The 24,699-nt window shown below is 71.1% G+C and carries 25 protein-coding genes and 2 riboswitches; of the genes, 14 read left to right on the top strand and 11 right to left on the bottom strand.

The annotated features are described in order from the left end of the window. Positions 1-111: 111 nt before the first annotated feature. Complete coding sequence (locus ACTWQA_RS39485; protein ID WP_305920479.1) at positions 112-1,077, bottom strand: adenylate/guanylate cyclase domain-containing protein; 966 nt, start codon at positions 1,075-1,077, stop codon at positions 112-114. A 29-nt stretch (positions 1,078-1,106) separates the two neighbouring features. Next, on the bottom strand, positions 1,107-1,877 hold the full coding sequence (locus ACTWQA_RS39490) for a FadR/GntR family transcriptional regulator (RefSeq protein ID WP_443164046.1): 771 nt from the start codon (positions 1,875-1,877) through the stop codon (positions 1,107-1,109). An 89-nt stretch (positions 1,878-1,966) separates the two neighbouring features. Between ACTWQA_RS39490 and ACTWQA_RS39495 the strand changes: the two genes are divergently transcribed. From ACTWQA_RS39495 to ACTWQA_RS39530, 8 genes are read left to right on the top strand one after another with little or no spacing between them, the layout of a single operon-like run. Next, entirely contained in the window at positions 1,967-3,454 is a 1,488-nt protein-coding gene (locus tag ACTWQA_RS39495; protein WP_443164047.1) for an ABC transporter substrate-binding protein, read from the top strand. Beyond that, a complete protein-coding gene (locus tag ACTWQA_RS39500) occupies positions 3,451-4,389 on the top strand; it encodes an ABC transporter permease (RefSeq protein ID WP_443164048.1) in 939 nt (312 codons plus the stop codon). Before ACTWQA_RS39495 ends, ACTWQA_RS39500 begins: the two co-directional genes overlap by 4 nt. 8 nt (positions 4,390-4,397) lie before the next feature. Then, on the top strand, positions 4,398-5,219 hold the full coding sequence (locus ACTWQA_RS39505) for an ABC transporter permease (protein WP_327582435.1): 822 nt from the start codon (positions 4,398-4,400) through the stop codon (positions 5,217-5,219). Then, positions 5,206-6,120 (top strand): ABC transporter ATP-binding protein, encoded by a 915-nt coding sequence (locus ACTWQA_RS39510; RefSeq protein ID WP_443164049.1) that lies wholly within the window; start codon positions 5,206-5,208, stop codon positions 6,118-6,120. The genes ACTWQA_RS39505 and ACTWQA_RS39510 overlap by 14 nt, the downstream gene beginning before the upstream one ends. After that, on the top strand, positions 6,089-6,889 hold the full coding sequence (locus ACTWQA_RS39515; RefSeq protein WP_305920485.1) for an ATP-binding cassette domain-containing protein: 801 nt from the start codon (positions 6,089-6,091) through the stop codon (positions 6,887-6,889). The genes ACTWQA_RS39510 and ACTWQA_RS39515 overlap by 32 nt, the downstream gene beginning before the upstream one ends. Continuing rightward, entirely contained in the window at positions 6,886-8,064 is a 1,179-nt protein-coding gene (locus tag ACTWQA_RS39520; RefSeq protein WP_443164050.1) for a M20 family metallopeptidase, read from the top strand. Before ACTWQA_RS39515 ends, ACTWQA_RS39520 begins: the two co-directional genes overlap by 4 nt. Then, entirely contained in the window at positions 8,064-9,314 is a 1,251-nt protein-coding gene (locus ACTWQA_RS39525) for a P1 family peptidase (RefSeq protein WP_443164051.1), read from the top strand. Before ACTWQA_RS39520 ends, ACTWQA_RS39525 begins: the two co-directional genes overlap by 1 nt. After that, entirely contained in the window at positions 9,311-10,738 is a 1,428-nt protein-coding gene (locus tag ACTWQA_RS39530) for an aldehyde dehydrogenase family protein (RefSeq protein ID WP_443164052.1), read from the top strand. Before ACTWQA_RS39525 ends, ACTWQA_RS39530 begins: the two co-directional genes overlap by 4 nt. 79 nt (positions 10,739-10,817) lie before the next feature. Here ACTWQA_RS39530 and ACTWQA_RS39535 read toward each other — a convergent pair whose 3' ends face one another. The 3 genes from ACTWQA_RS39535 to ACTWQA_RS39545 all read right to left on the bottom strand — a co-directional run bounded on the left by ACTWQA_RS39535 (position 10,818) and on the right by ACTWQA_RS39545 (position 12,545). After that, positions 10,818-10,991 carry a CsbD family protein gene (locus ACTWQA_RS39535; RefSeq protein WP_443164053.1) on the bottom strand — a complete coding sequence of 58 codons (174 nt, stop codon included), beginning with the start codon at positions 10,989-10,991 and terminating at the stop codon, positions 10,818-10,820. A 164-nt stretch (positions 10,992-11,155) separates the two neighbouring features. Continuing rightward, the gene (locus ACTWQA_RS39540; RefSeq protein WP_443164054.1) at positions 11,156-11,713 is read right to left on the bottom strand and encodes a DUF4142 domain-containing protein; all 558 of its coding nucleotides are present in this window, start codon (positions 11,711-11,713) and stop codon (positions 11,156-11,158) included. A gap of 70 nt (positions 11,714-11,783) precedes the next feature. Then, complete coding sequence (locus ACTWQA_RS39545) at positions 11,784-12,545, bottom strand: SDR family NAD(P)-dependent oxidoreductase (RefSeq protein WP_443164055.1); 762 nt, start codon at positions 12,543-12,545, stop codon at positions 11,784-11,786. Between the two features lie 85 nt (positions 12,546-12,630). Between ACTWQA_RS39545 and ACTWQA_RS39550 the strand changes: the two genes are divergently transcribed. Beyond that, positions 12,631-13,329 carry a class I SAM-dependent methyltransferase gene (locus tag ACTWQA_RS39550; RefSeq protein WP_443164056.1) on the top strand — a complete coding sequence of 233 codons (699 nt, stop codon included), beginning with the start codon at positions 12,631-12,633 and terminating at the stop codon, positions 13,327-13,329. Between the two features lie 94 nt (positions 13,330-13,423). Continuing rightward, entirely contained in the window at positions 13,424-13,771 is a 348-nt protein-coding gene (locus tag ACTWQA_RS39555) for a DoxX family protein (protein WP_443164057.1), read from the top strand. Here the strand turns inward: ACTWQA_RS39555 and ACTWQA_RS39560 are convergent. The 3 genes from ACTWQA_RS39560 to ACTWQA_RS39570 are packed head-to-tail and all read right to left on the bottom strand — an operon-like array spanning position 13,745 to position 15,056. Next, a complete protein-coding gene (locus tag ACTWQA_RS39560; protein WP_443164058.1) occupies positions 13,745-14,368 on the bottom strand; it encodes a GNAT family N-acetyltransferase in 624 nt (207 codons plus the stop codon). The genes ACTWQA_RS39555 and ACTWQA_RS39560 overlap by 27 nt on opposite strands. Before the next feature lie 17 nt (positions 14,369-14,385). After that, on the bottom strand, positions 14,386-14,772 hold the full coding sequence (locus ACTWQA_RS39565) for a VOC family protein (protein ID WP_443164059.1): 387 nt from the start codon (positions 14,770-14,772) through the stop codon (positions 14,386-14,388). Next, positions 14,769-15,056 (bottom strand): ArsR/SmtB family transcription factor, encoded by a 288-nt coding sequence (locus tag ACTWQA_RS39570; protein ID WP_305920497.1) that lies wholly within the window; start codon positions 15,054-15,056, stop codon positions 14,769-14,771. The genes ACTWQA_RS39565 and ACTWQA_RS39570 overlap by 4 nt, the downstream gene beginning before the upstream one ends. 146 nt (positions 15,057-15,202) lie before the next feature. Between ACTWQA_RS39570 and ACTWQA_RS39575 the strand changes: the two genes are divergently transcribed. After that, positions 15,203-16,237: a zinc-binding dehydrogenase gene (locus ACTWQA_RS39575; RefSeq protein WP_443164060.1), complete on the top strand. Its 1,035-nt coding sequence runs from the start codon at positions 15,203-15,205 to the stop codon at positions 16,235-16,237. Between the two features lie 69 nt (positions 16,238-16,306). On the opposite strand, the gene ACTWQA_RS39580 is transcribed toward ACTWQA_RS39575, so the two are convergent. Next, positions 16,307-17,092, bottom strand: coding sequence for a glycoside hydrolase family 25 protein (locus ACTWQA_RS39580; protein WP_443164061.1), 786 nt, complete (start codon positions 17,090-17,092; stop codon positions 16,307-16,309). Positions 17,093-17,103: 11 nt separating this feature from the next. Continuing rightward, a riboswitch (cyclic di-AMP (ydaO/yuaA leader) is annotated at positions 17,104-17,222 on the bottom strand. Between the two features lie 436 nt (positions 17,223-17,658). Then, positions 17,659-17,803, top strand: a riboswitch (cyclic di-AMP (ydaO/yuaA leader). Positions 17,804-17,816: 13 nt separating this feature from the next. On the opposite strand from ACTWQA_RS39580, the gene ACTWQA_RS39585 reads away from it, so the two are divergent. Then, on the top strand, positions 17,817-18,485 hold the full coding sequence (locus ACTWQA_RS39585) for a CHAP domain-containing protein (protein WP_443164062.1): 669 nt from the start codon (positions 17,817-17,819) through the stop codon (positions 18,483-18,485). 79 nt (positions 18,486-18,564) lie between these two features. Here the strand turns inward: ACTWQA_RS39585 and ACTWQA_RS39590 are convergent, their stop codons facing one another. Continuing rightward, positions 18,565-19,476 (bottom strand): cation diffusion facilitator family transporter, encoded by a 912-nt coding sequence (locus ACTWQA_RS39590; RefSeq protein ID WP_443164063.1) that lies wholly within the window; start codon positions 19,474-19,476, stop codon positions 18,565-18,567. 201 nt (positions 19,477-19,677) lie between these two features. After that, positions 19,678-20,073 carry an ArsR/SmtB family transcription factor gene (locus tag ACTWQA_RS39595; RefSeq protein ID WP_327582418.1) on the bottom strand — a complete coding sequence of 132 codons (396 nt, stop codon included), beginning with the start codon at positions 20,071-20,073 and terminating at the stop codon, positions 19,678-19,680. Between the two features lie 151 nt (positions 20,074-20,224). Between ACTWQA_RS39595 and ACTWQA_RS39600 the strand changes: the two genes are divergently transcribed. Together ACTWQA_RS39600 and ACTWQA_RS39605 are read left to right on the top strand one after the other, a co-directional pair. Next, positions 20,225-20,419, top strand: a complete 195-nt coding sequence (locus ACTWQA_RS39600) for a DUF1918 domain-containing protein (protein WP_305920503.1) — start codon at positions 20,225-20,227, stop codon at positions 20,417-20,419. Between the two features lie 206 nt (positions 20,420-20,625). Then, positions 20,626-24,645, top strand: coding sequence for a hypothetical protein (locus tag ACTWQA_RS39605; protein ID WP_443164064.1), 4,020 nt, complete (start codon positions 20,626-20,628; stop codon positions 24,643-24,645). Positions 24,646-24,699: the final 54 nt, after the last annotated feature.

The following is a 24,699-nucleotide window of genomic DNA, read 5'->3' on the forward strand; positions in this document are numbered from 1 at the left end:
GAGATGTCCCGGGGGTCAGGTGAAGTCGTTGCCGGGAGTCCATGCCCGCTCAGCCCGCCGCCCGAAACCGCGGATCACTTCAGCGGATGCCCCGCGATCATGCCGGACACGTCAGCCGGCTCCCGCCCGCATGACGGTGAAGGGCGCCATCTCGCCCAGCCCGCGTACCGACAGCTTGTCGACCGGCCGCAGCCGGAAGGCCCGGTCGCCCTCCAGTTCCTCGGCCAGCGCCGGATCGGCCAGAATCGTGCCGGGCAGCGACAGCGCGGTGAGCCTGCTCGCCAGGTTGACGGTGGTGCCGAACACGTCGCCCATCCGCCAGATCACCGGCCCGGACGCCAGCCCCACCCGCAGCTCCGGCAGGCCCCTGACGCGCGCGTGCGTCTCGACCAGGCGCAGCGCGATCTCGGCCGCCACGTGCGCCTTGTCGGCCACGAACAACACCGAGTCGCCCAGCGTCTTGATCACCCGGCCGCCGGTGGAGGTGACGATGTCGGCGGATCCGCCCTCGAACCTGTCGATCAGCCGGGCCAGCTCGCTGCTGGTGATCTGCCTGCTCAGCCGGGTGAAGGCGACCAGGTCGGCGAAGCCGACGGCCAGCCGTACCGCGCTCATGTCCTGGTCGGCCATGCGGCCCGCGGCGGCGGCGAGCTGGCGCTGCCAGGCGTAGACCAGCAGCTTCGCCAGGTCGGGCACCACCCGCTCGGCCCGCCGGCGCCAGGCCCGCGGCCGGTCGGCCAGCGGCACGCCCGCCTGGTCCAGGGCCTCGACGCCCAGCTCGGCCTGCGACTCGGCCAGTCTCGCGGTGGCCCCGCCGAGCGAGCGGGCCATGAGCAGCACGTGCTCCTCGTCGTAGACGCCGGAGCTGACCATGCCGAGCAGCGTCTTGAGCGCCTCGACGTCGGAGTCGGTGAACTCGACGGCGTCGTCGGCCACGTTGGCGAACCCCAGGGCACGCCAGAAGCGCCGCGCGCGGTAGACCGGCACGCCCGCCATCTCGGCGACCTGGTGGCTGGTGTAGCGGCGCGGCTCGCGCAGGAAGGCCTCTGTCAGCCCGTTGTCGTCCCCGCGGCCCACGCGTGCAAGATAGCACTGTGTGGGGCAAATCACTCCAGAAGGGCTTGCAGCGCGATTCGCTCCTCCTCGGGCACGTAGCCGGCGTAGTAGTCGTACACCGAGCTGCGGAACAGCCGGGCGGCCAGCGGGCCGTCGCCGGCGCGCACGGCGGCCAGGACCTCCTCGTGGTGGGCGATGCTCCGGCGCATCAGCGCCTCCTGGTCGGGAGCGGCGGCGATCCTGCCGGCGATGAGGTCGACCACGACCGACCGGACGACGTCCGTACAGACCTGGATGAGCGTGTTGCCGCTGGCCCGCGCCAGCGCGTCGTGGAAGGCGACGTCCGCGGCGCTGAAGGCCGCGCTGTCCGCCTCCTTCATGCGCTCCACGGCCGCGGCCTCCTTCATGCGCTCCACGGCCGCCGCCATCTCTTCCAGCTGCTCCTCGGTGCGCAGCCGCGCCGCCAGCAGGATGGCCGCCGCGTCCAGCACCATCCTGAACTGCACCAGCTCGCCCAGCGACAACTCCGCCACCCGGGCCAGCGTGGTCATCGACTTGTGCAAGGCGGCGGGCGTGAACGGCAGCACCTCGGCGCCGTTCGGGTCGCCGGGCCGCGAGCGCACCAGGCCGCGTGCCTGCAGCACCCGCAGCGCCTCGCGCACGGTGGAGCGGCTCACCGAGAACTGCACCATGAGCTCGCGCTCGCTGGGCAGCCGCCCGCCCGGGCACAGAGCGCCGCTCTCGATCGCCCCCTCGATCTGCTCCACGACCCGTTCATAGGCGCGTACGGTGCGTACCGGCTCGAACTGCGGACCACTCATGGACGTCCCCCTTGACCCGAGCCGCCATCGGCTGGCAATGTGCTGAGCCTACTGGTCCGACCAGTGCACTAGCCAGGAGGCTGCAAGACATGAGGCGCATCGGAATCTGGATCGCCGTGGGCGGTCTCCTGCTGAGCGCGGCCGCCTGTGGCGGCGAGGCCGGCGGCGGCACTTCGACCCCCGCGGCCCAATCTCTCTCCGTCGGATTCGTGGCCGAGCCCGCGAACCTGGACTTCACCGCCACCGAAGGCGCCGCCATCCCGCAGGCGCTGCTCGTCAACGTCTACGAGGGCCTGGTCAAGCTCGGCCAGGACGGCAACATCGTCCCGCTGCTGGCCGAGAAGTGGGAGGTCTCGGACGACCGGAAGACCTACACGTTCACGCTGCGGAAGAACGTGAAGTTCAGCAGCGGCGCGGCCTTCACCGCCGATGACGTGGTGTTCTCGCTCGACCGGCTCAAGACCGACTGGAAGCTGAAGATCAAGTCGCAGCTCGACGTGGTCGACAAGGTGGAGAAGAAGGACGACTCCACCGCCGTCGTCACGCTCAAGCGCCCCAGCAACGGCTTCCTCTACTCGATGGCGACCAGGCTCGGCGCGATGTTCAGCCGCACCGGCGTCGCCGACCTGGCCAACAAGCCCGTCGGCACCGGCCCCTACGTGCTGGGCTCGTGGCGTCGCGGCGACTCCATCCAGCTCAACGCCAACCCCTCCTACTGGGGTACGAAGCCGCCGCTGTCGTCGATCACGCTGAAGTACTTCAAGGACGCCACGGCGATGAACAACGCGCTGCTGACCAGCGGCATCGACGTCATCTCCAGCGTCCAGGCGCCGGAGTCGCTGCAGCAGTTCGCCGACCCCAACCGCTTCCAGACGGTCGAGGGCACGACGAACGGCGAGGTCGTGCTGTCGATGAACAACGCCCGCGCGCCGTTCAACGACAAGAAGGCCCGCCAGGCCGTGCGCCACGCCATCGACCACAAGGCGTTGCTGGACACCGCCTGGGCCGGGCGCGGCCAGCTGATCGGCTCGATGGTGCCGCCCACCGACCCGTGGTACGAGGACCGCACCGGCGACTACCCGTACGACCCGGCCAAGGCCAAGGAACTGCTCGGCGGCAAGACGCTGACCGTCAAGATGCGCATCCCGAACCTGCCGTACGCGGTGGCGAGCGCCCAGGTCGTCAAGTCGCAGCTGGCCCAGGTGGGCATCACGGCCGACATCGAGCCCCTGGAGTTCCCGGCCCGCTGGCTGGACGTCGTGTTCAAACAGGGCGACTACGACCTGTCCATCATCAACCACGTCGAACCCCGTGACATGGGGATATTCGCGGATAAGTCGTACTACTTCCACTACGACAACCCCGAGTTCGGCAAGCTGCTCGCCTCCGCCGACGAGGGCACCGAGCAGCAGCAGACCGGCGACCTCAAGAAGGCCGCCCAGCTGCTGTCCGATGACGCCGCGGCCGACTGGCTGTTCCTGTTCCCCAACCTGATCGTGGCGAAGAAGGGCGTCACCGGGCTGCCGAAGAACGCCATCGCGGAGTCCTTCGACTTCACCGCGCTCGCCAAAAAGTGATCGTTTACCTGCTCAAACGGCTGGCGGTGCTGCTCGCGAGCACCGCCGTGGCCGCCGTGGTGGTGTTCGCGTTCATGGGGCTGCTGCCCGGCGACCCGGCCGAGATCGCGCTCGGCGTCAACGCCACCCCGGAGGCGGTGGCCCAGCTACGCCAGCAGTTCGGCACCGACCGGCCGCCCGTCGCGCAGTTCTTCGACTGGGCCGGCGGGCTCGCCCAGGGCGACTTCGGCACCTCGTACGTGACCAGCTCGCCCATCGGCCCGCAGATCAGCGACCGCCTGGGCGTGACGGCGGTGCTCGTGCTCGGCGGCATGGTGGTGGCGCTGGTCATCGCGGTGCCGCTCGGCACCTTCGCCGCCGTGCACCACCGCAACCCGCTGGGCGCCGCCATCAGCGCGGCCAGCCAGGTCGGCATCGCCGTCCCGGCCTTCCTGGCGGGCATCCTGCTGGTGTTCGTGTTCGCGGTGCAGGCGCAGGTGCTGCCGTCCGGCGGGTACGTGCCGATCGCCGAGAGCCCGGCGGAGTGGCTGCGTGGCCTCCTGCTCCCGTGGCTGTCCCTCGGCCTGGTCCAGGGCGCGGTGCTCACCCGCTACGTCCGCAGCGCCGTCCTGGACGTGATGCGCGAGGACTACTTGCGCACCGCCCGCGCCAAGGGCAGGGGCAGCACCGGCGCGCTCTGGCGGCACGGCCTGCGCAACGCCTCGATCCCCGTCGTCACCGTCCTCGGCCTGCAACTGGCGACGCTGCTGATCGGCGCGGTCGTGGTCGAGCGCGTCTTCGTCATCCCGGGGCTCGGCGACCTGCTGCTCAACGGCGTGGCCGGGCGCGACCTGCTGCTCGTCCAAGGAGTGGTGATGGTGCTGGTGGCGGCCGTGCTACTGATCAACTTCGTGGTGGACATCACCTACCACCTGCTCGACCCGAGGCTGCGATGAGAGGCCGCATGAACGCCGCCCTGCTGGTCGGCGGCACGCTCGTGGCACTGGTGGTGCTGGCCGCGCTGCTGTCGTTCTTCTGGACTCCGCACGATCCGACGCTCGTCGACGCCGCACGCAAGCTCCGCGCGCCCGGCGACGGCAACCTCCTCGGCGCCGACAAGTTCGGCCGCGACACCTTCAGCCAGCTCATGGTCGGGGCCCGCACCACCCTCTACGTCGGCATCGTGGCCGTCGGCATCGCCGCCGTACTCGGCGTCCCCCTGGGAATGATCGCCGGGATGTCGCCGTGGGGCTGGCTGTCGGAGCTGATCATGCGGGTCAACGACCTCGTGTTCGCCTTCCCCGCGTTGCTGCTGGCCGTCATGCTCGGCGCGGTCTACGGAGCCGGCACGCTCACCGCGATGATCGCGATCGGGGTGGCCACCGTGCCCGCCTTCGCCCGCGTGGCCCGCGCCGCCACACTCCAGGTCATGGTCACCGACTACATCCTCGCCGCCCGGGCCGCAGGGCGCCGCCGCACCGCGATCGCCGTGCGGCACGTGCTGCCGAACATCGGATCCGTGCTGATCGTGCAGGCGTCGGTGTCGTTCGCGATCGCGATCCTGGCCGAGGCGGCCCTGTCGTTCCTCGGCTTCGGCACCCGCCCGCCCACCCCGTCCTGGGGCCGCATGCTGCAGGAGTCGCAGGAGCTGCTGTTCTCAACCCCGCGCCTGGCGCTCTGGCCCGGAATCGCGATCGCCCTGGCGGTGCTCGGCTTCAACCTCCTCGGCGACGGGCTGCGCGACTACCTCGACCCCAAGCTCAGGAGGATCCGTGCTGAAGGTTGAGGGACTCTCCGTGCGGGCGGACGCGGTCGAGCTCGTGTGCGACGTGTCGTTCGCGATCGGGCCCGGCGAGCGGCTCGGGCTCATCGGTGAGTCCGGGTCCGGCAAGTCGCTGACCGCGCTGTCGCTCATGGGCCTGCTCCCCGAAGGCGTCACCGCCTCGGGACGGGCCGCGCTGGACGGCCGCGACCTCGTCGGCGTGCCGGAGAAGCGGCTGAAGCGGCTGCGCGGCCGTGACCTGTCCATGGTCTTCCAGGAGCCGATGACCGCGCTCAACCCGCTCATGCGAATCGGCGCCCAGGTCGCCGAGGTCATGACCCTGCACGGCGTCCCCCGCCCGCAGGCCCACACCCGCGCGTACGACCTCCTCGAACGGGTCCGCCTGCCCGACCCCCGGCAGATCGCCCGCGCGTACCCGCACCAGCTGTCCGGCGGGCAGCGCCAGCGCGTCATGCTCGCCATCGCCCTGGCCAACGAGCCCCAGCTGCTCATCTGCGACGAGCCCACCACCGCGCTCGACGTCACCGTGCAGAAGCAGATGCTCGACCTGATCGCCGATGTGGCGCCCGCGCTGCTGTTCATCACCCACGACCTCGCCGTCGTCGCCTCCGTCTGCGAGCGGGTCCTGGTCATGTACGGCGGCCGCGTCGTCGAGAGCGGCCCCATCCGCGAGGTCTTCACCCGGCCCCGCCACCGCTACACCGAGGGCTTGCTGGCCGCCTCGAAGCTCACCCCGCGCGGCACCCGCCTGCCCACCATCCAGGGCAACGTCCCGGCGGCCGGGCACTTCCCCGGTGGCTGCGTGTTCAGCAACCGCTGCGCGCACGCCGCCCCCGACTGTGAGACGGCACCGGCGCTGACAGGAGACGGCCATGCCCACGCATGCTGGCACCCCGCTGATTGACGCCCGCAACCTGACCCGCGTCTACCGCCGCCCCCGCACCTCGCTCACCCAGCCGGGCGCCGCCGTCCACGCGCTGAACGACGTGTCGCTGACCATCGGCAAGGGCGAGCGGTACGGCATCGTCGGCGAGTCCGGCTCCGGCAAGTCCACCCTCCTGCGCCTGCTCTGCGCGCTCGACCAGCCCACGAGCGGCACCATCACGTTCGACGGCCGGCAGATCACCGGCCGCCCCGAGCGGAGCCTGCGTTTCCTGCGCGAGAACCTCCAGATCGTCTTCCAGGACCCGATGAGCTCGCTCGACCCCCGCATGCGGGTGCGCGACCTCGTCGCCGAGCCGCTCGTCGCCCTCGGCCTGCCCGTCGGCAACCGGGTCGCCGAACTGCTCGACGAGGTCGGCCTGCCCGGGGCCGCCGCCGACCGCTACCCGCACCAGTTCTCCGGCGGGCAGCGGCAGCGCATCGCCATCGCCCGCGCGCTCGCGCCCCGACCGAAGGTGCTCGTCGCCGACGAACCCGTCAGCGCTCTGGACGTCTCCGTCCGTGGGCAGATACTCAACCTGCTGGCCGACCTCGTCGACGAGCTCGGGCTCACGCTCGTGTTCGTCTCGCACGACCTGTCCGTGGTGCGGCACGTGTGCGAGACGGTCGCGGTCATGAGCCAGGGCGAGATCGTCGAGACCGGGCCCGTGGACGAGGTGTGGGCCGCGCCCGCCCACCCCTACACCCAAACGTTGCTGCAGGCCGTACCGACTCTGGAGGGATTGTTGTGATCGACGTCGATGCCGATGGAGTGGTGGCGTTCACGCAGGCGCTGGTGCGCATCCCCAGCACCAACGACCCCGGACGGCGTGAGCAGCCGGCCGCCGAGCTCGTGGCCGCCCGCATGCGGGACTGGGGCTGGGAGCCCACCGTGTACGAAGCCGCGCCCGGCCGGCCCAACGTGGTGGCCGTGGTCGAGGGCGGCGGCGGTGACGGTGACGGGCCGACGCTGATGTTCGAGGGCCACACGGACGTCGTCACCGAAGGCGACCTGTCGGAGTGGACCGTGGACCCCTTCGGCGGGGAGATCCGCGACGGCAGGCTGTGGGGGCGCGGCAGCGCCGACATGAAATCCGGCCTGGCCGCCACCCTGTACGCCACCCGCGCCCTGCAGCTCGCCGGGCCGTTCCCCGGGCGGATCAAGGTGTGCGCGCTGGCCGACGAGGAAGGCCTCATGATCGGCGCCCACCACTTCGTCTCCGAAGGGCTCGCGGCCGGCGTGGACGGCGCGATCGTGGCCGAACCCGAGGCGGGCGAGATCTGCGCGGTCGCCAAGGGTGCGCTGCGGCTGCGCGTGGACCTCGCGGGCAAGATGGCGCACGGCGCCATGCCGCAGCACGGCCGCAACCCCATCCAGGCCATCGGCCCGCTGCTGGTCGGCCTGCGGGCACTACAGGAGGAGCTGCAGGGCCGGCATCCGGCGCACGAGCACCTCGGCGAGGTCTACGTGACGCCGACCGTGCTCCAGGCCGGCTCCGAGGAGCAGGTCAACGTCATCCCCGCCGGCGCTTCGGTGTTCGTGGACGTGCGGACCATCCCGGGCGTCGAGCACAAGGACATCGCCGACCGGGTGGCCGCGCTGGCCTCCTGCGACGGGATCGGGGCGGAGGTGTCGGTGCTGGTGGACCGGCCGCCGGTGGACGTGCCCGTGTCCGACCCCGTGGTGGCCGCGCTGGCCGCCGCCCATCGCGCGGTCACGGGGGAGGAGCCGGTGTACGGCGGGGTGCCCGGGTCGACCGACGGGACCGTGCTGACGCACTGGGGCGGGATCCCGTCCGTCGTGTACGGGCCCGGCGGGAAGTGGATCGCGCACCAGGCGGACGAATACGTGGAGGTCGAGGAGATCGTCCGGTGCACCCGGGTGTTCGCCGAGGCGGCGCGGCGGTTCCTGAACGGCGACTTCTGATGCGTCCCGGTCCGACGAACTCGCTGGTGGACGTGGCGGGGCTGCGGGTCGGCCACGCCCACCGGGTGGGTGCTGGCCACCGCACCGGCACCACCGTCATCCTGGCCCCCGCCGGGGGCGCTGTCGCGGGGGTGGACGTGCGCGGGGCCGCGCCGGGGACGCGGGAGACGGAGCTGCTCGACCCGCGCAACCTGGTCGAACGCGTGCACGCCGTGGTGCTGACGGGCGGGAGCGCGTACGGGCTGGCGGCGGCGTGCGGGGTGGTGGACCGGCTGGCGGACGCGGGCATCGGCTACCCGGTGAGCGGCGGCGTGGTGCCGATCGTCCCGGCGGCCGTCATCTTCGACCTGGGCCGCGGCGGCGCCTTCCGCGCCGTCCCCGACGCCTCGCTCGGCACCGCCGCCTACGACGCCGCCACAACGCCCGCCGCGGTGCCTGCCCCGACCCCAGGCGTGGAGCTCGGCGCGCCACTCGCCACGACGCCCAACGCGGTGCCCAATGCGGTGCCCAACGCGGCGTCCGGCGCGTCGAGCGGCGCGCACGGCGTTGGGAGCGCGTCGGGCGCCCCCACTCACGCCTCTCCCTCCGAGGGGGCCGCAACCCCGGTCGGCGGGATCGTCGCGACGCACCCCGGAGCCGTACCCGTCCTTGGGACGGCACCCCCGACGGCGAGCGGGTCGATCGGGGCCGGGACCGGGGCGATGGCGGGCGGCCTGGCGGGAGGGATCGGCACGGCCAGCGCCGTCCTCCCCGACGGCACCACCGTCGCCGCCCTGGCCGTCGCCAACCCTGTCGGTTCCGTCCTGGACCCCGCCGACGGCACCCTGGCCGGCGCCCGTTACGGCCTCCCAGGCGAGTTCGACTACCTCCACCCCCCGACCCCGCACGAAGTCCACGCCTGGAAACCCGAGAAGGCGCCGTCCTTCAACACCACCATCGGCGTGGTCGCCACCGACCGCACCCTCACCAAGGCCCAGTGCGGCAAACTGGCGGCGGTGGCCCACGACGGCCTGGCCAGGGCGATCCGACCGGCCCACACCATGACCGACGGCGACACGATCTTCGGCCTGTCCACGTGCTCCGCCCCCGCCCCCGCCCAGGACGAGTTCCAGGACATCCTGGCGGCCGCGGCGGACGTCTTCAGCCGCGCCGTCGCCCACGCCGTCCTCGCCGCGACCGGCCGCGAGGGCGCGCCCGCGTACCTCGACGTGTTCCCGAGCGCCGCAGCCACCACAGGGGGAATCTCATGACCATCGACACCACCTGGCCGGACGGCCTGCCCATCGGCGACGGGTGGGTGCAAACCGGCCGAACCTCGGACGTGATCTTCCCCTACGACGGCTCCGTCGTGGCCGCGGCCCCCCTGGGCGCCCCGGCCCACGCCGCCCGAGCCGTCGACGAGGCCCTGGCCGTCGCCTCCGCCATGGCCGCGCTGCCCTCGCACGCCCGCCGCGCCGCCCTCATGAAGGCCCACGACGCCCTCGAAGCCGACCGCGACGCGTTCGAGCGCCTGCTCGTCATGGAGACCGGCAAACCGCTCGTGGACTGCAAGGTCGAGGTGGCCAGGACGCTCGTCACGCTCGCCACCGCCGCCGAGGAGGTGGCCAGGCTGCATGGTGAGACCGTGCCGCTCGACCTCCTGCCGTCCGGAGAGGGCCTGATCGGCTTCTGGACGCGCCGCCCCATCGGCGTCGTCGTCGGCATCACCGGCTTCAACTATCCGCTGCTCCTCGCCGCCCACAAGATCGCGCCCGCCGTGGCGGCCGGCTGCCCCGTGATCGTCAAGCCCGCCCCGGCCACCCCGCTGGCCACGCTCTGGCTGGTCCACCTCCTCCGCTCCACCGGCGCCCTGCCCGCCGCGGCCGTTCAACTCGTCACCGGCGACGTCGAGGTCGGCCGCACGCTCGTCGAGGACCGGCGGATCGGCGCGGTCTCGTTCACCGGCTCGGCCGCCGCCGGCCACGCCATCGCCCGCGGCGCCGCCCCCACGAAGGTCCTGCTGGAGCTCGGCTCGAACGCCGCGCTCATCGTGGCCGCCGACGCCGACCTGGAAGCCGCCGCCGACGCGGTCGTGCGCGGCGGCTACTACGCCTCCGGCCAGGCGTGCATCTCGGTCCAGCGGGTCCTGGTCGAGGAGCCGGTACGCGAGGCGTTCCTGTCCCTGCTGGCCGACCGCGTCAAGACCGTCGCGGTCGGCGACCCGCGCCTGCCCGAGACCCGGGTAGCCCCGCTCATCGACGAGGCCGCGACGGACCGGGTGCTGGAGTGGATCGCCGCCTCCGGGGCCGAGCCGATCACGGGCGGGCTCCGCGACGGCCGGGCCATCGCGCCGACCGTGCTCGCCGGCGTCCCCGACGGGGCCGCCGCCTGGGACGAGGAGATCTTCGGCCCCGTGGTGTGCGTGCGCGCGGTGCCCGACCTGGAGGCTGCCTTCACGGCGGTCAACGCGTCGCGGTACGGCCTGCACGCGGCGGTCTTCACCCGGTCGCTGGCCACGGCGTTCGCCGCGATCGAGCGCATCGAGGCCGGGGGAGTGGTGGTCAACGAGGTGCCCGGCTTCCGGGCGGACAACATGCCGTACGGCGGCGTCAAGGACTCGGGCACCGGCCGCGAAGGACCGCGCTTCGCCATCGAGGAGCTCACCGTCACCAGGATGGCGATCATCCGGCCCTAAAACCAGGAAGCATGGGCGACACCGGCGGGAGCCCCTCCCCGGAGGCTCCCGCCGCTGTCGTCACGATGGTGCGGAACCGCTACTTCTTGAAGGCGTCTTTCGCCTTTTCCTTCGCCTGCCGCACATTGCCCTTGGTCTTCTCCGCTTTCCCCCTGGCCTGCAGGGACGCGCTGCCGGTGATGTCGCCGGTGCGCTCCTTGGCCATGCCTTTCGTCTCCTCGATCTTGCCCTTGGCCTTCTCCTTGCGGGCCATATCGCCCTCCCCCGGTAGGCATCAAAAGTGTGATCCCACTGCCCGAGTGGCCGGCGAATACACACCTCTCGGCAGTGGCTCGCCGCCGCGGCGGGAGCACGCGCCACGCCGCTGGGAGGCGGCGGCCGCGACCCGTTAGGCCGTGGCCGCCGGGGATGTGCCGGTTACTGTTCCGCGCGGATCATCCGCAGGTGGTGCCGGATCACCGGCGCGCTGTCACGCGCCAGATCCTTCGTCCAGTTCGAATGACCCAGGCGCAGCTCCACCTGGACCAGCCGGAGCGAGCGGTAGTGGGCGTCGGCCTGCAGCCGCAGCCATGCCCGGTCGAAGCGCTGACCGGACCTCGCGACCACGTCACGCAGGGCGGCCTGTTGCTCGGCGCTCGGCGCGTCCGGCAGCCGGACATCGAACCGGTCTGCGACGTCGCGCAGCCGGGCGTCCAGCCTGCGATGATCGCGGATCAGCCGCCAGGCGATCTCGCGCACGCCCCGGTCGCGAGACTCGCGTAGCGCGGCCCTGCCGGCCGCGATCTCGGCGAGGTGTCCGCGATGCGCCTGCCGCAGGTACGACTTGTCCTGCCTGGACAGGTGCAGAGCCGTGCCGGACTCCGCGATGGAGGCGGTCATGGGGGCGGCGGCCGTCTGGGCCTGCGCCGCTGGGGCGATGGTCAACGCCAGCACGGCCGCGAGGGTCGCGGGTGCTAATTTCCGTGCTGTACTCATCGGTCAGGTCCCTCCTTCTTTGTTGGGACGGAACCGTGCCCGCTGCCCTGGTGCGGCGGGGATATTCATCTCAGTTCGGCGGGTCGAAACGGCCGTCCACGGCGGTCCAGCCGCCGTCCACGTACAACACCGATCCTGTGACGAAGCTCGCGGCGTCGCTCGCCAGGTAGACGACCGCTCCTGCCATCTCCTCCGCGGACGCCCAGCGGCCGAGCGCGCTCTTGGCGGCGTACGCGGCGTACCAGTCGGGATGGTCCTTGATCTGGCGGGTCAGCGGCGTCTCGACCACGCCGGGCGCGATGGCGTTCACCCGCACCCCGTGCGGGCCGAACTCGGCGGCGGCCGTGCGCAGCAACTGCACGAGGCCGGCCTTCGTGGCCGAGTAGACGCTCTGCCCCGGCTCGGTGACGCTTGCCCGGATCGACGCGAAGCCGATGATCGATCCGCGTCCCCGTTCCACCATGCCCGCGCCGAACGCCCGCACCACGTCGAACGAGGCCCGCAGGTTCAGCCCCACCACCCGGTCGAACTCCTCGCCGGTGTAGTCGAGCAGCCGCTTGCGGACGTTCGTGGCGGCGGTGAAGACCAGCACGTCGGCCGGATGGTCGGCGGCGGCCCGGCCAACGGCCCCGGTGTCGAGCACGTCGAGCAGCCGTGCGGATCCCCCGCACGCGGCGGCGGTCTCCTCCGCCGCGGCCAGGTCCCGGTCGGCACACACCACGGACGCCCCGTGGGCGGCCATGGCTTGGGCCGCCTCCCTGCCGATCCCGCTCCCTGCCCCGATCACCACGGCTCGCCGCCCGTCCAGGCGGAACAGCGCGTCATATCCCATGACAGGCACCCTAGCGACTGGTCTGACCAGTGCACCAGGTCTAGGCCTCCGCGAAATGTCGGTGGTGGGTGCCACGATGGGCGCCATGCATGACATCGCCGCACACTGGGACGCCGCCGCCGACTCCTTCGACGAGGAGGCGGACCACGGGTTGCGCGACCCCAGAGTCAGAGCCGCCTGGGCCGATCGGCTTGCCGCCTGGTTGCCCGAGGGCCGGCTCGATGTCGTGGACCTAGGGTGCGGCACCGGGTCGCTGTCGTTGCTGCTGGCCGAGCGCGGGCATCGGGTCGTGGGCGTGGACCTGGCGCCCCGGATGGTGGCCCGGGCGCGGGCGAAGCTGGCGGGCACGGACGCGATCGTGCTGGTCGGGGATGCCGCCCGGCCACCCGTGGGGGAGCGGCGCTTCGACGTGGTGCTGGCCCGGCACCTGCTGTGGACCATCCCCGATCCGGAGGCCGCGCTGACCCGCTGGGCGGCGCTGCTGCGGCCCGGCGGACGGCTGGTCCTCGTGGAGGGACGCTGGAGCACGCCCGGCGAGAATAGCGAGGGCTCGCGGCGGGACGCGGGATCAGAGGCGGGCATGCCGTGGGACGGCGGGGTGCGTGCGGGCGATCTGGTGACGGCGGTGCGCCTGACCGTCGCGGACCTCGCGGACGTGCGCATCGATGTGCTCGCCGACCCGGCGTTGTGGGGCAAGGAGATCGGCGACGAACGTTACGCGGTGGTCGCGGTGACGGCGCCCGTCCTCGATGACCCGGAGAAGCTGACCGGCGTCGCGTTGTAACACAGATCACAGGGAAGACCTGTCACTCCGTGGGTAGCCGCACCGTCCGTGAGGTGATCGACCAGCCGATCGTTCTCACGGAAAGGGAACCTCGATGTTCGCCGTCTATCTCACGATCACGCTCCTCGCCGCGACCCTCAACGGCATGGCAGCCATCGCCAACGTGATCGGCCACGACTACCCCAAGAGCCAGGCGGACAAGTTGGGCGTGCCCCGGTCCTGGATGCGGCCCTTGGGGATGCTGCTGGGCACCGGGGCGCTGGGGCTGCTGGCCGGGATCGCCGTACCGGTCCTGGGCACGCTTGCCGCCAGCGGCCTCGTCCTGTATTTCCTCGGCGCGTTCACCGTGCACCTACGGGCCGGCGACCACCACTTCGCTCCGTGGACCCTCTACTTCTCCCTGGCGGTGGCCGCCCTAGCCGTCAACCTGACGTGCCGCTGAGTCCGCCGGGCGGAGGCATGCCTCGTCGGCCGCCTTGTAGGCGAGCCATTGCTCCCGGCTGATCGCATACTCGACTTCGCCAAGATGGCTGCCCGGGAGCGGATCTTCCCAGTCCATGTGGAAGGTACGGGTGTGCCGCATGCCGATGGCCGACATCGTCGCGCGGGAGGCGGTGTTGACCGCCATGGTTTCGGCGAAGACACGGGTGAGCCGAAGGTCTTCGAACCCATGGCGCATCAGCTCGCGAGCTCCCTCGCTGGCCAGTCCCTGGCGCCAGTGGCGACGCAGGAGCCGATACCCGAGTTCGGCCTGTCCTTCGACCGGGCCCTGGTTGATGCGCGTGGGCGGCTCCAGGATCCACCAGCCGACGAACTGCCCGTCGACGAAACCGGCCCAGAAGCCGAGCCCCGCCACGCGGCCCGCGACCGCGAGCCGCCCGCGATGGAGCACCTCAACCTCCTCACGGCTACGGGCACGGCCATTGCCGAGGTAACGCATGACCTCGGGGTCGGCGTCGAGTTCGATCTCGTGCTCAAGGTGCTCGTCGGACAGCGGAACAAGCGTGATGCGGTCGGTTCGCAGGGTCGCCTGAGACATAGGACGCATTCTTCCGCTCAACCCTGGGCGGCGATCTGGATGAGGTTGCCGCAGGTGTCGTCGAAGACGGCCGTGGTGACCGGTCCCATGACCGTCGGCTCCTGCGTGAAGCGCACGCCGAGGCCCTTTAGACGCTCGTACTCCTTATGCACGTCCGACACCGCGAACGAGGTCATCGGGATGCCGTCCGCCACCAGTGCCTCCTTGAAGGGCGGCACGGCGGGGTGGCTGGAGGGCTCGAGGACGAGTTCGGTGCCGTCCACGTCGTCCGGTGACACGACGGTCAGCCAGCGGTCCTCACCCAGCGGGACGTCGTGCTTGACCGTGAAGCCCAGCACGTCGGTGTAGAAGCGCATGGCCTGTTCTTGATCGTCCACGAACACACTGGACAGGTGGATCTTCATGGTGACTCCTTCGGGGCGCGCCTGAGCCACCGGTCGACAATGGGCTCGAGCGGCGCCGTATTGATGAAGTGGAATTTGTAGCGGCCTTCGCGGCGCGTCTCCACCAGGCCGGCGGCTTCCAAAACGTCCAGGTGCTGGGAGATCGCCTGCCGCGAGGAGCCGAGCTGATATTTCATCGCCAGGCGCGTACAGATTTCGAACAAGGTCTGCCCGTCCTTCTCGGTCAGCTCGTCGAGGATCTTGCGCCGGGTGGAGTCGACCAAGGCCTTGAACACGTCGCCCACGGACCCCACGATAGGCAAGTAGCGACTTGCATGTCAATGCGGGCGTCTTTAACGACAACGGACCTGGAGCAGACGCGCCGATCACGCGATCTCGGCCGACCCCGGGTACCTGTGACGACGGGAGAATCACGACGGGGGAGGCCCACATGCGAGCAACCTTGATCTATGGTGCCCGTGACGTGCGCGTGGAGGACGTCCCCGACCCGGAGATCCAGCACCCCACGGACGCCGTGGTGCGCGTGCTGCGCTCATGCATCTGCGGCAGCGACCTGTGGCCGTACGGGGCGAGGCCCGCCACCGAGCTGGGCGAACGCATCGGCCACGAGTTCCTCGGCGTGGTGGAGGACGTCGGCGCGGAGGTGTCCCGGCTGAAGACCGGCGACGTGGTGGTGGCGCCGTTCGTGTGGTCGGACAACACCTGCGACTTCTGCCGCGAGGGTCTGCAGACGTCATGCCGGCACGGCGGCTTCTGGGCGGCGGACGGCGTGGACGGCGGCCAGGGTGAGGCGGTACGCGTGCCGCAGGCCGAAGGCACCCTGGTCAAGCTGCCCGTCGGCGAGGATTCCCCGCTGCTGCCGTCCCTGCTCGCCCTGTCGGACGTGCTCCCCACCGGCCACCACTGCGCGGTGACGGCCGGCGTCGGGCCGCACACCTCGGTGACGGTGATCGGCGACGGCGCGGTCGGGCTGTGCGCGGTGCTCGCGGCCAAGCGGCTCGGCGCCGAGCGCATCATGCTCATGGGCCGGCACAAGGGCCGCACCGCTCTGGGGCGAGAGTTCGGCGCCACCGACGTCGTCGCCGAGCGGGGCGAGGAGGGCGTCGACCGGGTACGTGAGCTGACCGGAGGCGACGGCACCCACGCGGTGCTGGAGTGTGTCGGCACCAAAGAGGCGATCGTGACGGCTTTCGCCGTGGCCCGCGACGGCGGAGCGGTGAGCCGGGTCGGTGTGCCGCAGTATGAGCAGGTGCCGATGGGATTTGCCGAGTTCCTGCGCAACCTCACCCTGACCGGCGGGGTGGCGCCGGCTCGCGCGTACATCGAGGAGTTGCTTCCCGAGGTGCTCGACGGGACGATCGAGCCCGGCCGTGTCTTCGACCGCACGGTCGGCCTGGAGGACGTGCCGGACGGTTATCGGGCGATGGCCGCCCGCGAGGCGCTGAAGGTCCTCATCCGTCCCTGAGGACCTTGGGGGTGGCGAACGGTGAGACGCCACCCCCGGCGTCCTCGACCAGGGGCCGAGGGGAGGGTGTCAGACGGCGGGGCGGCCCAGGTCACGCAGCTCCTCGGGGGTCAGCGCGGAGACGTTCTCGTCGACCGGGACGTCGGTGTACTGGTGGATGGTCCACGACTTCCAGTCGGCGGGCGGGGTGAGCGCGCCCTTGGGCTTGCTGTAGTGGGCGACCCACAGCGGATACTCGGCCAGGCCCTTGCCGTAGGTGTCGGCGAAGTTCCAGCCGCTGTAGAACATCGGGGTGACCCCGGTCTTGGCCTTGACGTGCGACAACCACGCCTTCGCCCAGGCGTTGACCTCGCCGGCGGACTCGCCGTCGGTGGTCTCCAGGTCCAGGACCAGCAGGTCGCCCTGCTTGGCGGGCTGAGAGTTCACCACGGACAGGAAGTGCTCCGCCTCGGCGATGGGGTCGTTGCCGGGGTGGCCGTAGTGGTAGGCCCCGCGCACGATCTGCTTCTTGTCGAGCTCGCGCCAGTGCCTGGCGAACGAGGCGTCACGGAAGCTCGTGCCCTCGGTGGCCTTGATGATGCCGAACTGGGCCGAGCTCGCGCTCCAGTCGTACAGCGGCTCGTGGTTGGAGATGTCCAGGCCGAAGGCCAGGGATCGGGACGCGGGCTGAGCCTCGTGCACCGGACTGTGCTCAGGGGATGAGGCGATGGCTGTGCCGACCACACCGGTGAGGGCGGCGGTTGCGGCCAGGATCGCGCCACCGACGGCGAGGCTGAGCGTCTTGGTGGGAAGGTCGAGACGGTTCTTGAGGGACTTGAGGGAATGGACGACTGCGGCAAGCCGGGGCTTGGGCATGGGGTATTGACTCCTTGCTTCCATACCGCCTACCGGGCTAGCTGACGGGTTCGGGCGTGGAAGTGCCCTACGCGCGCAGAAAGATAGGGATCCCCGGCTCCGCGAGGCGCGGATTCGGCGGCCGAACGCCATCCCAGGGATCCCCTCGGGACGCGCGGTCCGGTCAACAAAACGGCAACGACGGTGACGACAGCTCGCCACAACGTATACCGCGATTACGCAAAAGGTATATATCTATCCACAGATAGCGCAAGCGGGGCCCAACGCATTCCCGTGAGGCCATGACCAGGCACGAAGCGCTCGCTATGACGGTTCATGGCCGGGCAGAGGTCGCCGTTGCCGGGCGCCTTCGGCAAACCCCGTCAACGGCCCGGAGTAGGTAAAGAATTTCGCCCCGATCGCCTATCTCGTAGGGCATTCTGTTGCCTGCTCCCTATCCTGGTTTGCATCTCTCTATGCCGTTCGCTTACCTTTAGGAATCAGGGCGTACGCCTGGCAGTGCCGCGTAACGTCCTCCGTATTGCCGAGACCGCGTCTCATCGGCATGGGCATTCGAGTCCGTGACCATGACGCGGCCGCCGAATTCGCGATCTGCGGAACCGGGGACCCACTTTGTCTGGGGTGAATCGGCGCGCTCGACACGAGCGCCCCGTAGGGCACTTCCACGCCCGAACCCGTCAGCTAACCCGGTAGGCGGCATGGAAGCTAGGAGCATTTTTCACCCATGGCCAAGAACGTCTTCGCTCGTGCCCTGACGTCCGCAAGCCTCTCCCTGGTCGCCGCCGGGATGACCGCGACGGTCGTCGCCGGATCCCCGGCCTTCGCCGCCGACCAGCAGTCCACGCAACCCGCGCGGTCCAACCTTCCCGCCTCCCAGGCCATCCCGCAGAAGGGTGCCGGCCAGGTGAGCGCGGACACCGTACTGAAGATCGCCGAGTCGCAGATCGGCGTGACGGAGAACGCCGCCGGCGGCGGCACCCCGTTCCACAGCTGGTACATGTCCTCCCCGCGGGCAGCCGAGACCGTCGCCCGCGACGGCGGCAGCCTGCAGGCCTACGCCAACGCCCCCTGGTGCGCCATGTTCATCTCCTGGGTCGGCGAGCAGGCCGGCGCCCGCCCCACGATGGGCTGGGACGCCTACACCGTCAGCTACGCCAAGTGGTTCCAGGCCAACAAGCACTGGGGCACCGAGGCCAAGCCCGGCGCCGTGGTCTTCTACGACTGGAACGGCCAGGGCACCGACGGCATCGACCACGTCGGCATGGTGAAGAAGGACAACGGCGACGGCACGATCACCGCGATCGAGGGCAACACCGGCAACGGCAAGGTCGAGCAGCGCATCCGGCCCAAGGCCCACGTCGTGGGCTACGGCTACCCCGAGTACAAGGCCTGACCCCAAGGCAGGTCGCCAGAAAGTAACGGGTGGTGCAGGAAAGACTCCTGCACCACCCGTTTTTTGCGCCCTTAACCACTCACCAGCCCAGTTCGTCGCATCCTTGATGATCGGTCGGCTCGACCTGCAGGGTGGCGTGGGCGATGTGATGGCGGCGCAGCAGCACGTCGCGGGCCCGGTCCAGGACGGCATGGTTGTCGTTCGGGTCGCTGGTGACCAGGTGGGCGGTGGCGACGTTCATGCCGGAGGTGAGCGTCCACAGGTGGAGGTCGTGGACGTCGCATACGCCGTCGATGGCGGACAGGTCGGTCGCGACCGCGGTGGCGTCGACGCCCTCCGGCACGTGCTGACCCAGCACGGCGAAGACCTGGCGGCCGAGGGAGACGGCGCGGACGGCGACGAACGCGCCGATGGCCAGGGCGACGAGGGTGTCCCAGACAGGCTGGCCGGTGGTGGCGACGAGCCAGCCGGCGACGATGACGCCGACCGAGCCGGCGGTGTCGGCCACGACCTCCAGGTAGGCGCCCTTCACGTTGAGGCTCTCGGCGGCGCCCGACCGCAGGAGGAGCAGGGCCACGACGTTGACGATCAGGCCGATCGCGCCGACGACGAGCATCGGCCCGGAGGACACCTCGGCCGTGCGGCCGATGCGGCTGATGGCCTCGATGACGACGTAGACGGCGACGCCGAGCATCATGGCCACGGCCAGCAACGAGGCGAACACCTCCGCCCGGTAGGAGCCGTAGCTGCGCCGGCCGGTGGTGTCGGGCCGGGTGGCGATGCGGGTGGCGACCAACGCGGCGCCGAGGGTGACCACGTCGGCCGCCATGTGCCCGGCGTCCGACAGCAGGGACAGCGATCCCGACAGCAGCCCGAAGGCGAGCTCGACGATGAAGAACAGGCCGATGAGCACGAAGGAGACGGCGAGCCGCCAGCGGTGGCGGCCGCCGGCGTGGCCATGTCCATGTCCGTGTCCGTGCCCGGCGCTCATCCGGTGACCTCGCCGTCTCGAGAGCCTGGATGCATGCGAACGCTGCCGGACAGGTCGAGCCGCACGTCGTCGGGCCGGTGGCGGGCGGGCCGGCCTGCGCTCTCAACTCCTGAATGGCTGTTCACATATGAACGATAGCGACATCTGTCACGGGCCTGTCAACACGACGGGCTGTCGGCCGCCGCCGAGCCGCATGCGAGCTCAGCCCTGCTTGCGCCCGTCGCGTTCAGGATGGATGGCCTGCGTGTGCTCGGTGTGCGCCACCGCCAGATCCAGCAGCATCCGGACATGCGCGTCGTCGAGCCGGTAGTAGGCCATCCGGCCGGCCCTCCGCACCGACACCACGCGATGTGCCCGAAGCAGTCGCAGCGCGTGTGAGGTGGCCGATTCGCTCAGCCCGCTCACCACGGCGAGATCGCAGACGCACAGCTCGCCCTCCAGCAGCGCCAGCAAGAGCCGCAACCGGCCGGGATCGGACAGCAGGCCGAACACATCCGCGGTGTCCGCCAGATCACCGTCCCCGGGCATGCGCGAGCGCACCACCGCGACCCGCTCGGCGTCCACCACCCGGGTGCTGCAGCTCTCAAGATCTGACACCTGGTTATTTGAAGAAGCCTTCATACGTCAACCTTAGGCCACGCCGGAGAAGATGCCGAGGCCCCGGATGCCGGCCTTCCCTCGGTGCTACGGCTGATGCAAGGTGGGGAGGAACCTCAAAGTTGTCCTTGTCCAGCTGAGAGGAGCCATCATGCAGGCGAACGTCGGTGACATTCTGCTCGTGCACGGCCACGTCGTCGGTCAGAAAGACAGGAAGGGCCAGATCATCGAGGTCCGCGGCGCCGGCGGCTCGCCGCCTTTCGTCGTCCGCTACGACGACGGGCACGAGCAGCTCGTCTTTCCGGGCCCGGACGCGGTGGTGATGCCGCCAGGCGACGCGTCCTGACGCCGCGGCAAGCCGCTCCCGCTCGGCGCTCACGTGCCTGGGTGATGGCCGCGGCTGCGTCCGTACCACTCCTGAGGGGCCTGCGGTTCTCCCGGAGGTTGGAGTTCCATTTCCGTGACGGTTTGACTACCGGTGAGGAAATATGGTCGTCTCGTGACCATTGTTTCTGATGGGATGAATTAGACCGGTCCGGGGGAGAAAGCTTCATGCCGCACGCCCTTCTGCGCGTGCTCGCTTCGACGTCCATCGCCGCCGCCGTCCTGGTGGCCGTGCCGCCCGCCGCCCAGGCCGAGGTGCGCACATCAGCGGGGACGGCCGTCACGGTCCGGCCGGTGCCCGCCGTCGAGGAGCCGCCGGCCGCCACGGTGACCGTTCCCACGCGGCCGTCGCTCGCGGTCCGGCCGGCGGTGAACGCGCAGGTGGGCCCCGCCGAACCCGAGGTGACCACGGCCGCGGGACCCGGGCTGATCAACCAGGTCACCGCCGCCGCCGCCGCCGTCCTGGAGGAGGAGGGCGTGGGCGGGCAGGTGCCGGACGTGCGGAAGATCCTTCCGGACACCGCGCAGGCCGAGACGCTGTCGCTGATCAAGCCGCTGGCCGCGGTGGTCAAGGTGTTCGACGGGCTCGGCAAGGCCGTGCCGGGGCTGACGTACCGGCTCTGCGTCCAGAGCGCCGAGGTGCCGGTGTCCTGCTCGATCCAGCAGCCCGTCGGCGTGCCCGCGGCCGCCGACGTCACCGGCGACGGCCTGCCCGACCTGGCCGCCGACCTGGTCCCGGCGGCCATGCCCGCAGAGGGCGCGGTCGGGCTGGGCTTCGCGGTCAAGCGGCTGACGCGGGAGAACCTCAAGGCGCAGGTCTGGGCGGAGTACGACGGCAAGGTTTCGGTCGGGTTCGACGGGCTGCGGCGCGGCTCGTCGCTGTCGGACTACGACTGGGGCACGTTCACCGTGGACCTGGCGGGTAAGCGGGTCAAGGCCTCGGTCCGGCGTAAGGATCCGGGCGCGTCCGCGGCCGTGATCGCGGGGCTGACCGGCCGCAGCGCGGTGAGCCTGCGTCAAACGCCGGCCACCGACAAGCTCACCGTGAGCGCCGCGCTCGACCCGCCCACACTCGACGTCACCGCCTCCGCGCCCGCCAAGCTGGAGGCGCTGGCCGTGACCGGACGCCAGTTCACCCAGGCCGTGCTCGACCGGATGCCCACCCGTGCCGAAGTGCGGCTGGCGGGCGGCGAGATCCGCTTCGCCGGCCCGTCGCCCGTCGCCCGCGCCCGGGTGCACCACTACACCTACCGCGACGGACGGCTGGCCAGGGCGGTGAGCGCCGAGCTCCGGAAGGTCCCGCCCACCCTCACCGCCAAGTACGCCGCCGGGAACGGCCGTCAGACCCTGTCGGTCGACTCGGGCCGCCCTCGCGCCGGCGCCGCGGAGTTGCTCTTCTTCGACAGGAACGCCGACAAGACCGTCCTGCGCGCCGAGCTGAGCGACCTGCCCGCCAAGGTGCGCCTGGTCAACAACCTGGCCGAGCATCGCGTCACGCACTCGACCAGCTCGCCCATCGGCAGGTTCGCGGTGGTGCTGCAGCGTAACGAGGGCGCGATCTCCAGCCCGCGTGGCGGCCATGTCACCATGATCAAGAACGGTGCCGCGGTCGGGGTGTCGGGGCTGCTGACGGGGCTGTCCGGATTCGAGGTCACGTACGGGGCCGCGCCGCACGTCCACCTGGAGGTGGACTCCAGCGGCCGGTCGTTCGTGGGCGCGGCCAGCATCGACGGCGCCCATCTGGCCCGGCTGGAGATCTCCAACACGCCCGCCACCGTGGATGTCACGCTCGACCCGGCGGGCAGGAAAGCCGAATACCAGGCCAGCGGTCTGATCGACAGCCTGCGGGCCGCGTACGCGAACGTCAAGTCGGGACCCACGATCGACGGCACCGTGCTCGGCGTGCGCGACGACGTGAAGGCGTCGTGGCAGCTGGGTGAACGCACGACGGTCAAGATCGACGCGTCCTCGAAGATCCGCCAAATCCAGATTTATGCCAATAAAGCGCACGTGACCTCCACCGGTGGCACCGGCGACGACCTGCGGACCACCGTCGAAGGCGTGCGCAAGCACGTCGAGCTGGTCGCCGACACCAAGGCGCAGACGCTCACCTGGAACGCGGACACGCCGGTCGCCAAGGTGTCGGCCCTTGCCAGAGCCAAGCTCGGCGACCGCTACGCCAGGGCCGCCGCCGAGGTGACCGGCGTGCCCGCCCGCTTCGACGCCTCGTGGAACGCCGCGTCGTACCGCTTCCGCGGCCTGTCGGGCCCGGTCGGCTCGGCGGCGCTGGCCTTCACCAACCACGACGACGCCACGTCGCCCACGGGACCTCACCTGGCGGCGCACTACGACCAGGCGTCCGGAGACCTGGACGCCAGCGTGCTGGTCAAGGGGCTGTCGCAGGTGGAGTTCAGCCCGGCCGCGCAGGGGTTCACCGCCGACTTCCGCTCGGCCAGGCAGACCCTCGCCGTGGACGCCGACGTCACGCAGGGCGACGTGCGTTTCGGCCTGGCCGGCAGTCTCGGGCCCGTGCCCGGCCGCCTGGCGGTCTCGGTCGCCGACGGCAAGCTCACGTACTCCGGCTCCCGCCTCGACGTGCGCGCCCGGGCCTGGCTCGGGAAGACGGGGGCGCTGCAGAAGATGCGCGCCGCACCGGCCCTGCCGGGCGGGGTGTCGCTGGTGGACGGCGGCTGCGCGCCCGGCTCGTCCGGCTGTGCCCCAGGGCCCTTCTGCACGCCCGACCGCGGCTGCTTCGGGCTGCAGGGCTACCTGGACGTCACCGGGCTGCCCGATCAGGTGTCGGTGGACCTGGCGAACAAGACGTTCGCGTTCTCGGGCTTCAGCCCCCGTCGCCGGAGCCTGGGGGTGTATCTGGCCAGCAGCGTCCTGACGCCCGTGCCGATCAAGGCCAAGGCCACGCTGACCGGTCTGCCTTCCAAGATCACCAGCATGTCGCTGGGGCCGTTCGGCGTCGGGCAGGGCAACACGGTCCAGGCCTCGTACCGCATCGAGCCCGCCGCCACGCTCGGCGCGCTCGCCGTGACGGCCGAGGCCGGGGACCTGCGCGGCCACGTGGCCATCGACCCGGTGCCCGCCGCCGTGTCCGTCCAGGGCACGTACGGCGCGCAGACCCGCATCCGCGTACGCAACTCCGCCGCCGTCAAGCGCCTCGTCGCCAAGGTGACGCTGGCCGGCAAGGGCACCGGCGAGCTGCGGCTCGGTGACGTGCCCGGCACGTTCGGAGTGGACGCCGACGCCTCGGCGGCCGCGCTCGGCGTGCCGGCCGTCACGTACAAGGCGGAGGGCGGCGTCAGCACCCTTGACGGGTACCTCGGCGTGGAGGGCGGCCTCGTCGATCCCTCAGGGCGGTACGGGGACGTGTCGCTCTCCGTGCAGGATCTGGCCGCCGACACCACGATCAGGCTCAATCCCGACCAGACCCTCGACCTCGTCTCCAGGCCGGTGCCCACGGGCCGCATCGCGGTGCGCGGCGGGCTCAAGCTGGACCCCGTCGCCCGGCAGAGCATCACGATGAGCCAGGAGATCCCGTACACGACCGGGTTCCTGACGTACCACCTCGGCGGGAGCTTCGGGCTGGGGGCCAGCTCGGTCGAGGACCTGAGGCTGTCGGCCCGGCGGGTGTCGTGGCTGCGCGTCCGGCCAGGGAAGATCCCCTTCGGGCTGAAGGCGCCACCGGCGCTCGGGTACCTCGCTCCCGGCTTCGAGGGGAACTACGAGCGGCTCGACATCTCCGCCAAGGGCGTGGACCTGCGGCCCGACGTCGCCATGGAGGTCAAGCTGAGCAGGGAGCTCGGCAACGACGTCTTCCGCGACTCCATGCGGCTCGGGCCTACGACGTCGCTCGCGCTGCGCCGCTACGACCAGCGGATGCGGCGGATCGGGGCCAAGCAGGAGATCGAGGCGGCCGGGATCAGCCTGGCCTGCGTGACCGTCGACGCCAAGCCGGGCTTCGCGGCCGGGGGCACCGGCAACTCGATCACGTTGCGCGGCGCCGACGGGCCCCAGATGGTGTCCCTGCTCGATCCCGGGGGTCAGGCGCCGGACTACGCGGTGGACCTGCTGACGCACTTCATGAGCCCGTTCCCGGGGGCGGAGTGGAAGGTCGCCTCCACCAAGGCCGGCTCCTGCACGGCCCGTCCGTCCCCCCACCCGCAGGCCCAATCCTGAACCGGCACGCGCCCCGTCCGGGGCCGCGCCCCGCGCAGGACCGCCTCACCGGCC

Source organism: Nonomuraea sp. 10N515B, from assembly GCF_052245915.1.
Classification (GTDB): domain Bacteria; phylum Actinomycetota; class Actinomycetes; order Streptosporangiales; family Streptosporangiaceae; genus Nonomuraea.

Coding starts and splice junctions, on each gene's coding strand:
- ACTWQA_RS39490 (WP_443164046.1), bottom strand. CDS start 1,877: ATGAGTGGTCCGCAGTTCGAGCCGGTACGCACCGTACGCGCCTATGAA.
- ACTWQA_RS39495 (WP_443164047.1), top strand. CDS start 1,967: ATGAGGCGCATCGGAATCTGGATCGCCGTGGGCGGTCTCCTGCTGAGC.
- ACTWQA_RS39505 (WP_327582435.1), top strand. CDS start 4,398: ATGAACGCCGCCCTGCTGGTCGGCGGCACGCTCGTGGCACTGGTGGTG.
- ACTWQA_RS39515 (WP_305920485.1), top strand. CDS start 6,089: ATGCCCACGCATGCTGGCACCCCGCTGATTGACGCCCGCAACCTGACC.
- ACTWQA_RS39525 (WP_443164051.1), top strand. CDS start 8,064: ATGCGTCCCGGTCCGACGAACTCGCTGGTGGACGTGGCGGGGCTGCGG.
- ACTWQA_RS39530 (WP_443164052.1), top strand. CDS start 9,311: ATGACCATCGACACCACCTGGCCGGACGGCCTGCCCATCGGCGACGGG.
- ACTWQA_RS39535 (WP_443164053.1), bottom strand. CDS start 10,991: ATGGCCCGCAAGGAGAAGGCCAAGGGCAAGATCGAGGAGACGAAAGGC.
- ACTWQA_RS39540 (WP_443164054.1), bottom strand. CDS start 11,713: ATGAGTACAGCACGGAAATTAGCACCCGCGACCCTCGCGGCCGTGCTG.
- ACTWQA_RS39545 (WP_443164055.1), bottom strand. CDS start 12,545: ATGGGATATGACGCGCTGTTCCGCCTGGACGGGCGGCGAGCCGTGGTG.
- ACTWQA_RS39550 (WP_443164056.1), top strand. CDS start 12,631: ATGCATGACATCGCCGCACACTGGGACGCCGCCGCCGACTCCTTCGAC.
- ACTWQA_RS39555 (WP_443164057.1), top strand. CDS start 13,424: ATGTTCGCCGTCTATCTCACGATCACGCTCCTCGCCGCGACCCTCAAC.
- ACTWQA_RS39560 (WP_443164058.1), bottom strand. CDS start 14,368: ATGTCTCAGGCGACCCTGCGAACCGACCGCATCACGCTTGTTCCGCTG.
- ACTWQA_RS39565 (WP_443164059.1), bottom strand. CDS start 14,772: ATGAAGATCCACCTGTCCAGTGTGTTCGTGGACGATCAAGAACAGGCC.
- ACTWQA_RS39575 (WP_443164060.1), top strand. CDS start 15,203: ATGCGAGCAACCTTGATCTATGGTGCCCGTGACGTGCGCGTGGAGGAC.
- ACTWQA_RS39580 (WP_443164061.1), bottom strand. CDS start 17,092: ATGCCCAAGCCCCGGCTTGCCGCAGTCGTCCATTCCCTCAAGTCCCTC.
- ACTWQA_RS39585 (WP_443164062.1), top strand. CDS start 17,817: ATGGCCAAGAACGTCTTCGCTCGTGCCCTGACGTCCGCAAGCCTCTCC.
- ACTWQA_RS39590 (WP_443164063.1), bottom strand. CDS start 19,476: ATGAGCGCCGGGCACGGACACGGACATGGACATGGCCACGCCGGCGGC.
- ACTWQA_RS39600 (WP_305920503.1), top strand. CDS start 20,225: ATGCAGGCGAACGTCGGTGACATTCTGCTCGTGCACGGCCACGTCGTC.
- ACTWQA_RS39605 (WP_443164064.1), top strand. CDS start 20,626: ATGCCGCACGCCCTTCTGCGCGTGCTCGCTTCGACGTCCATCGCCGCC.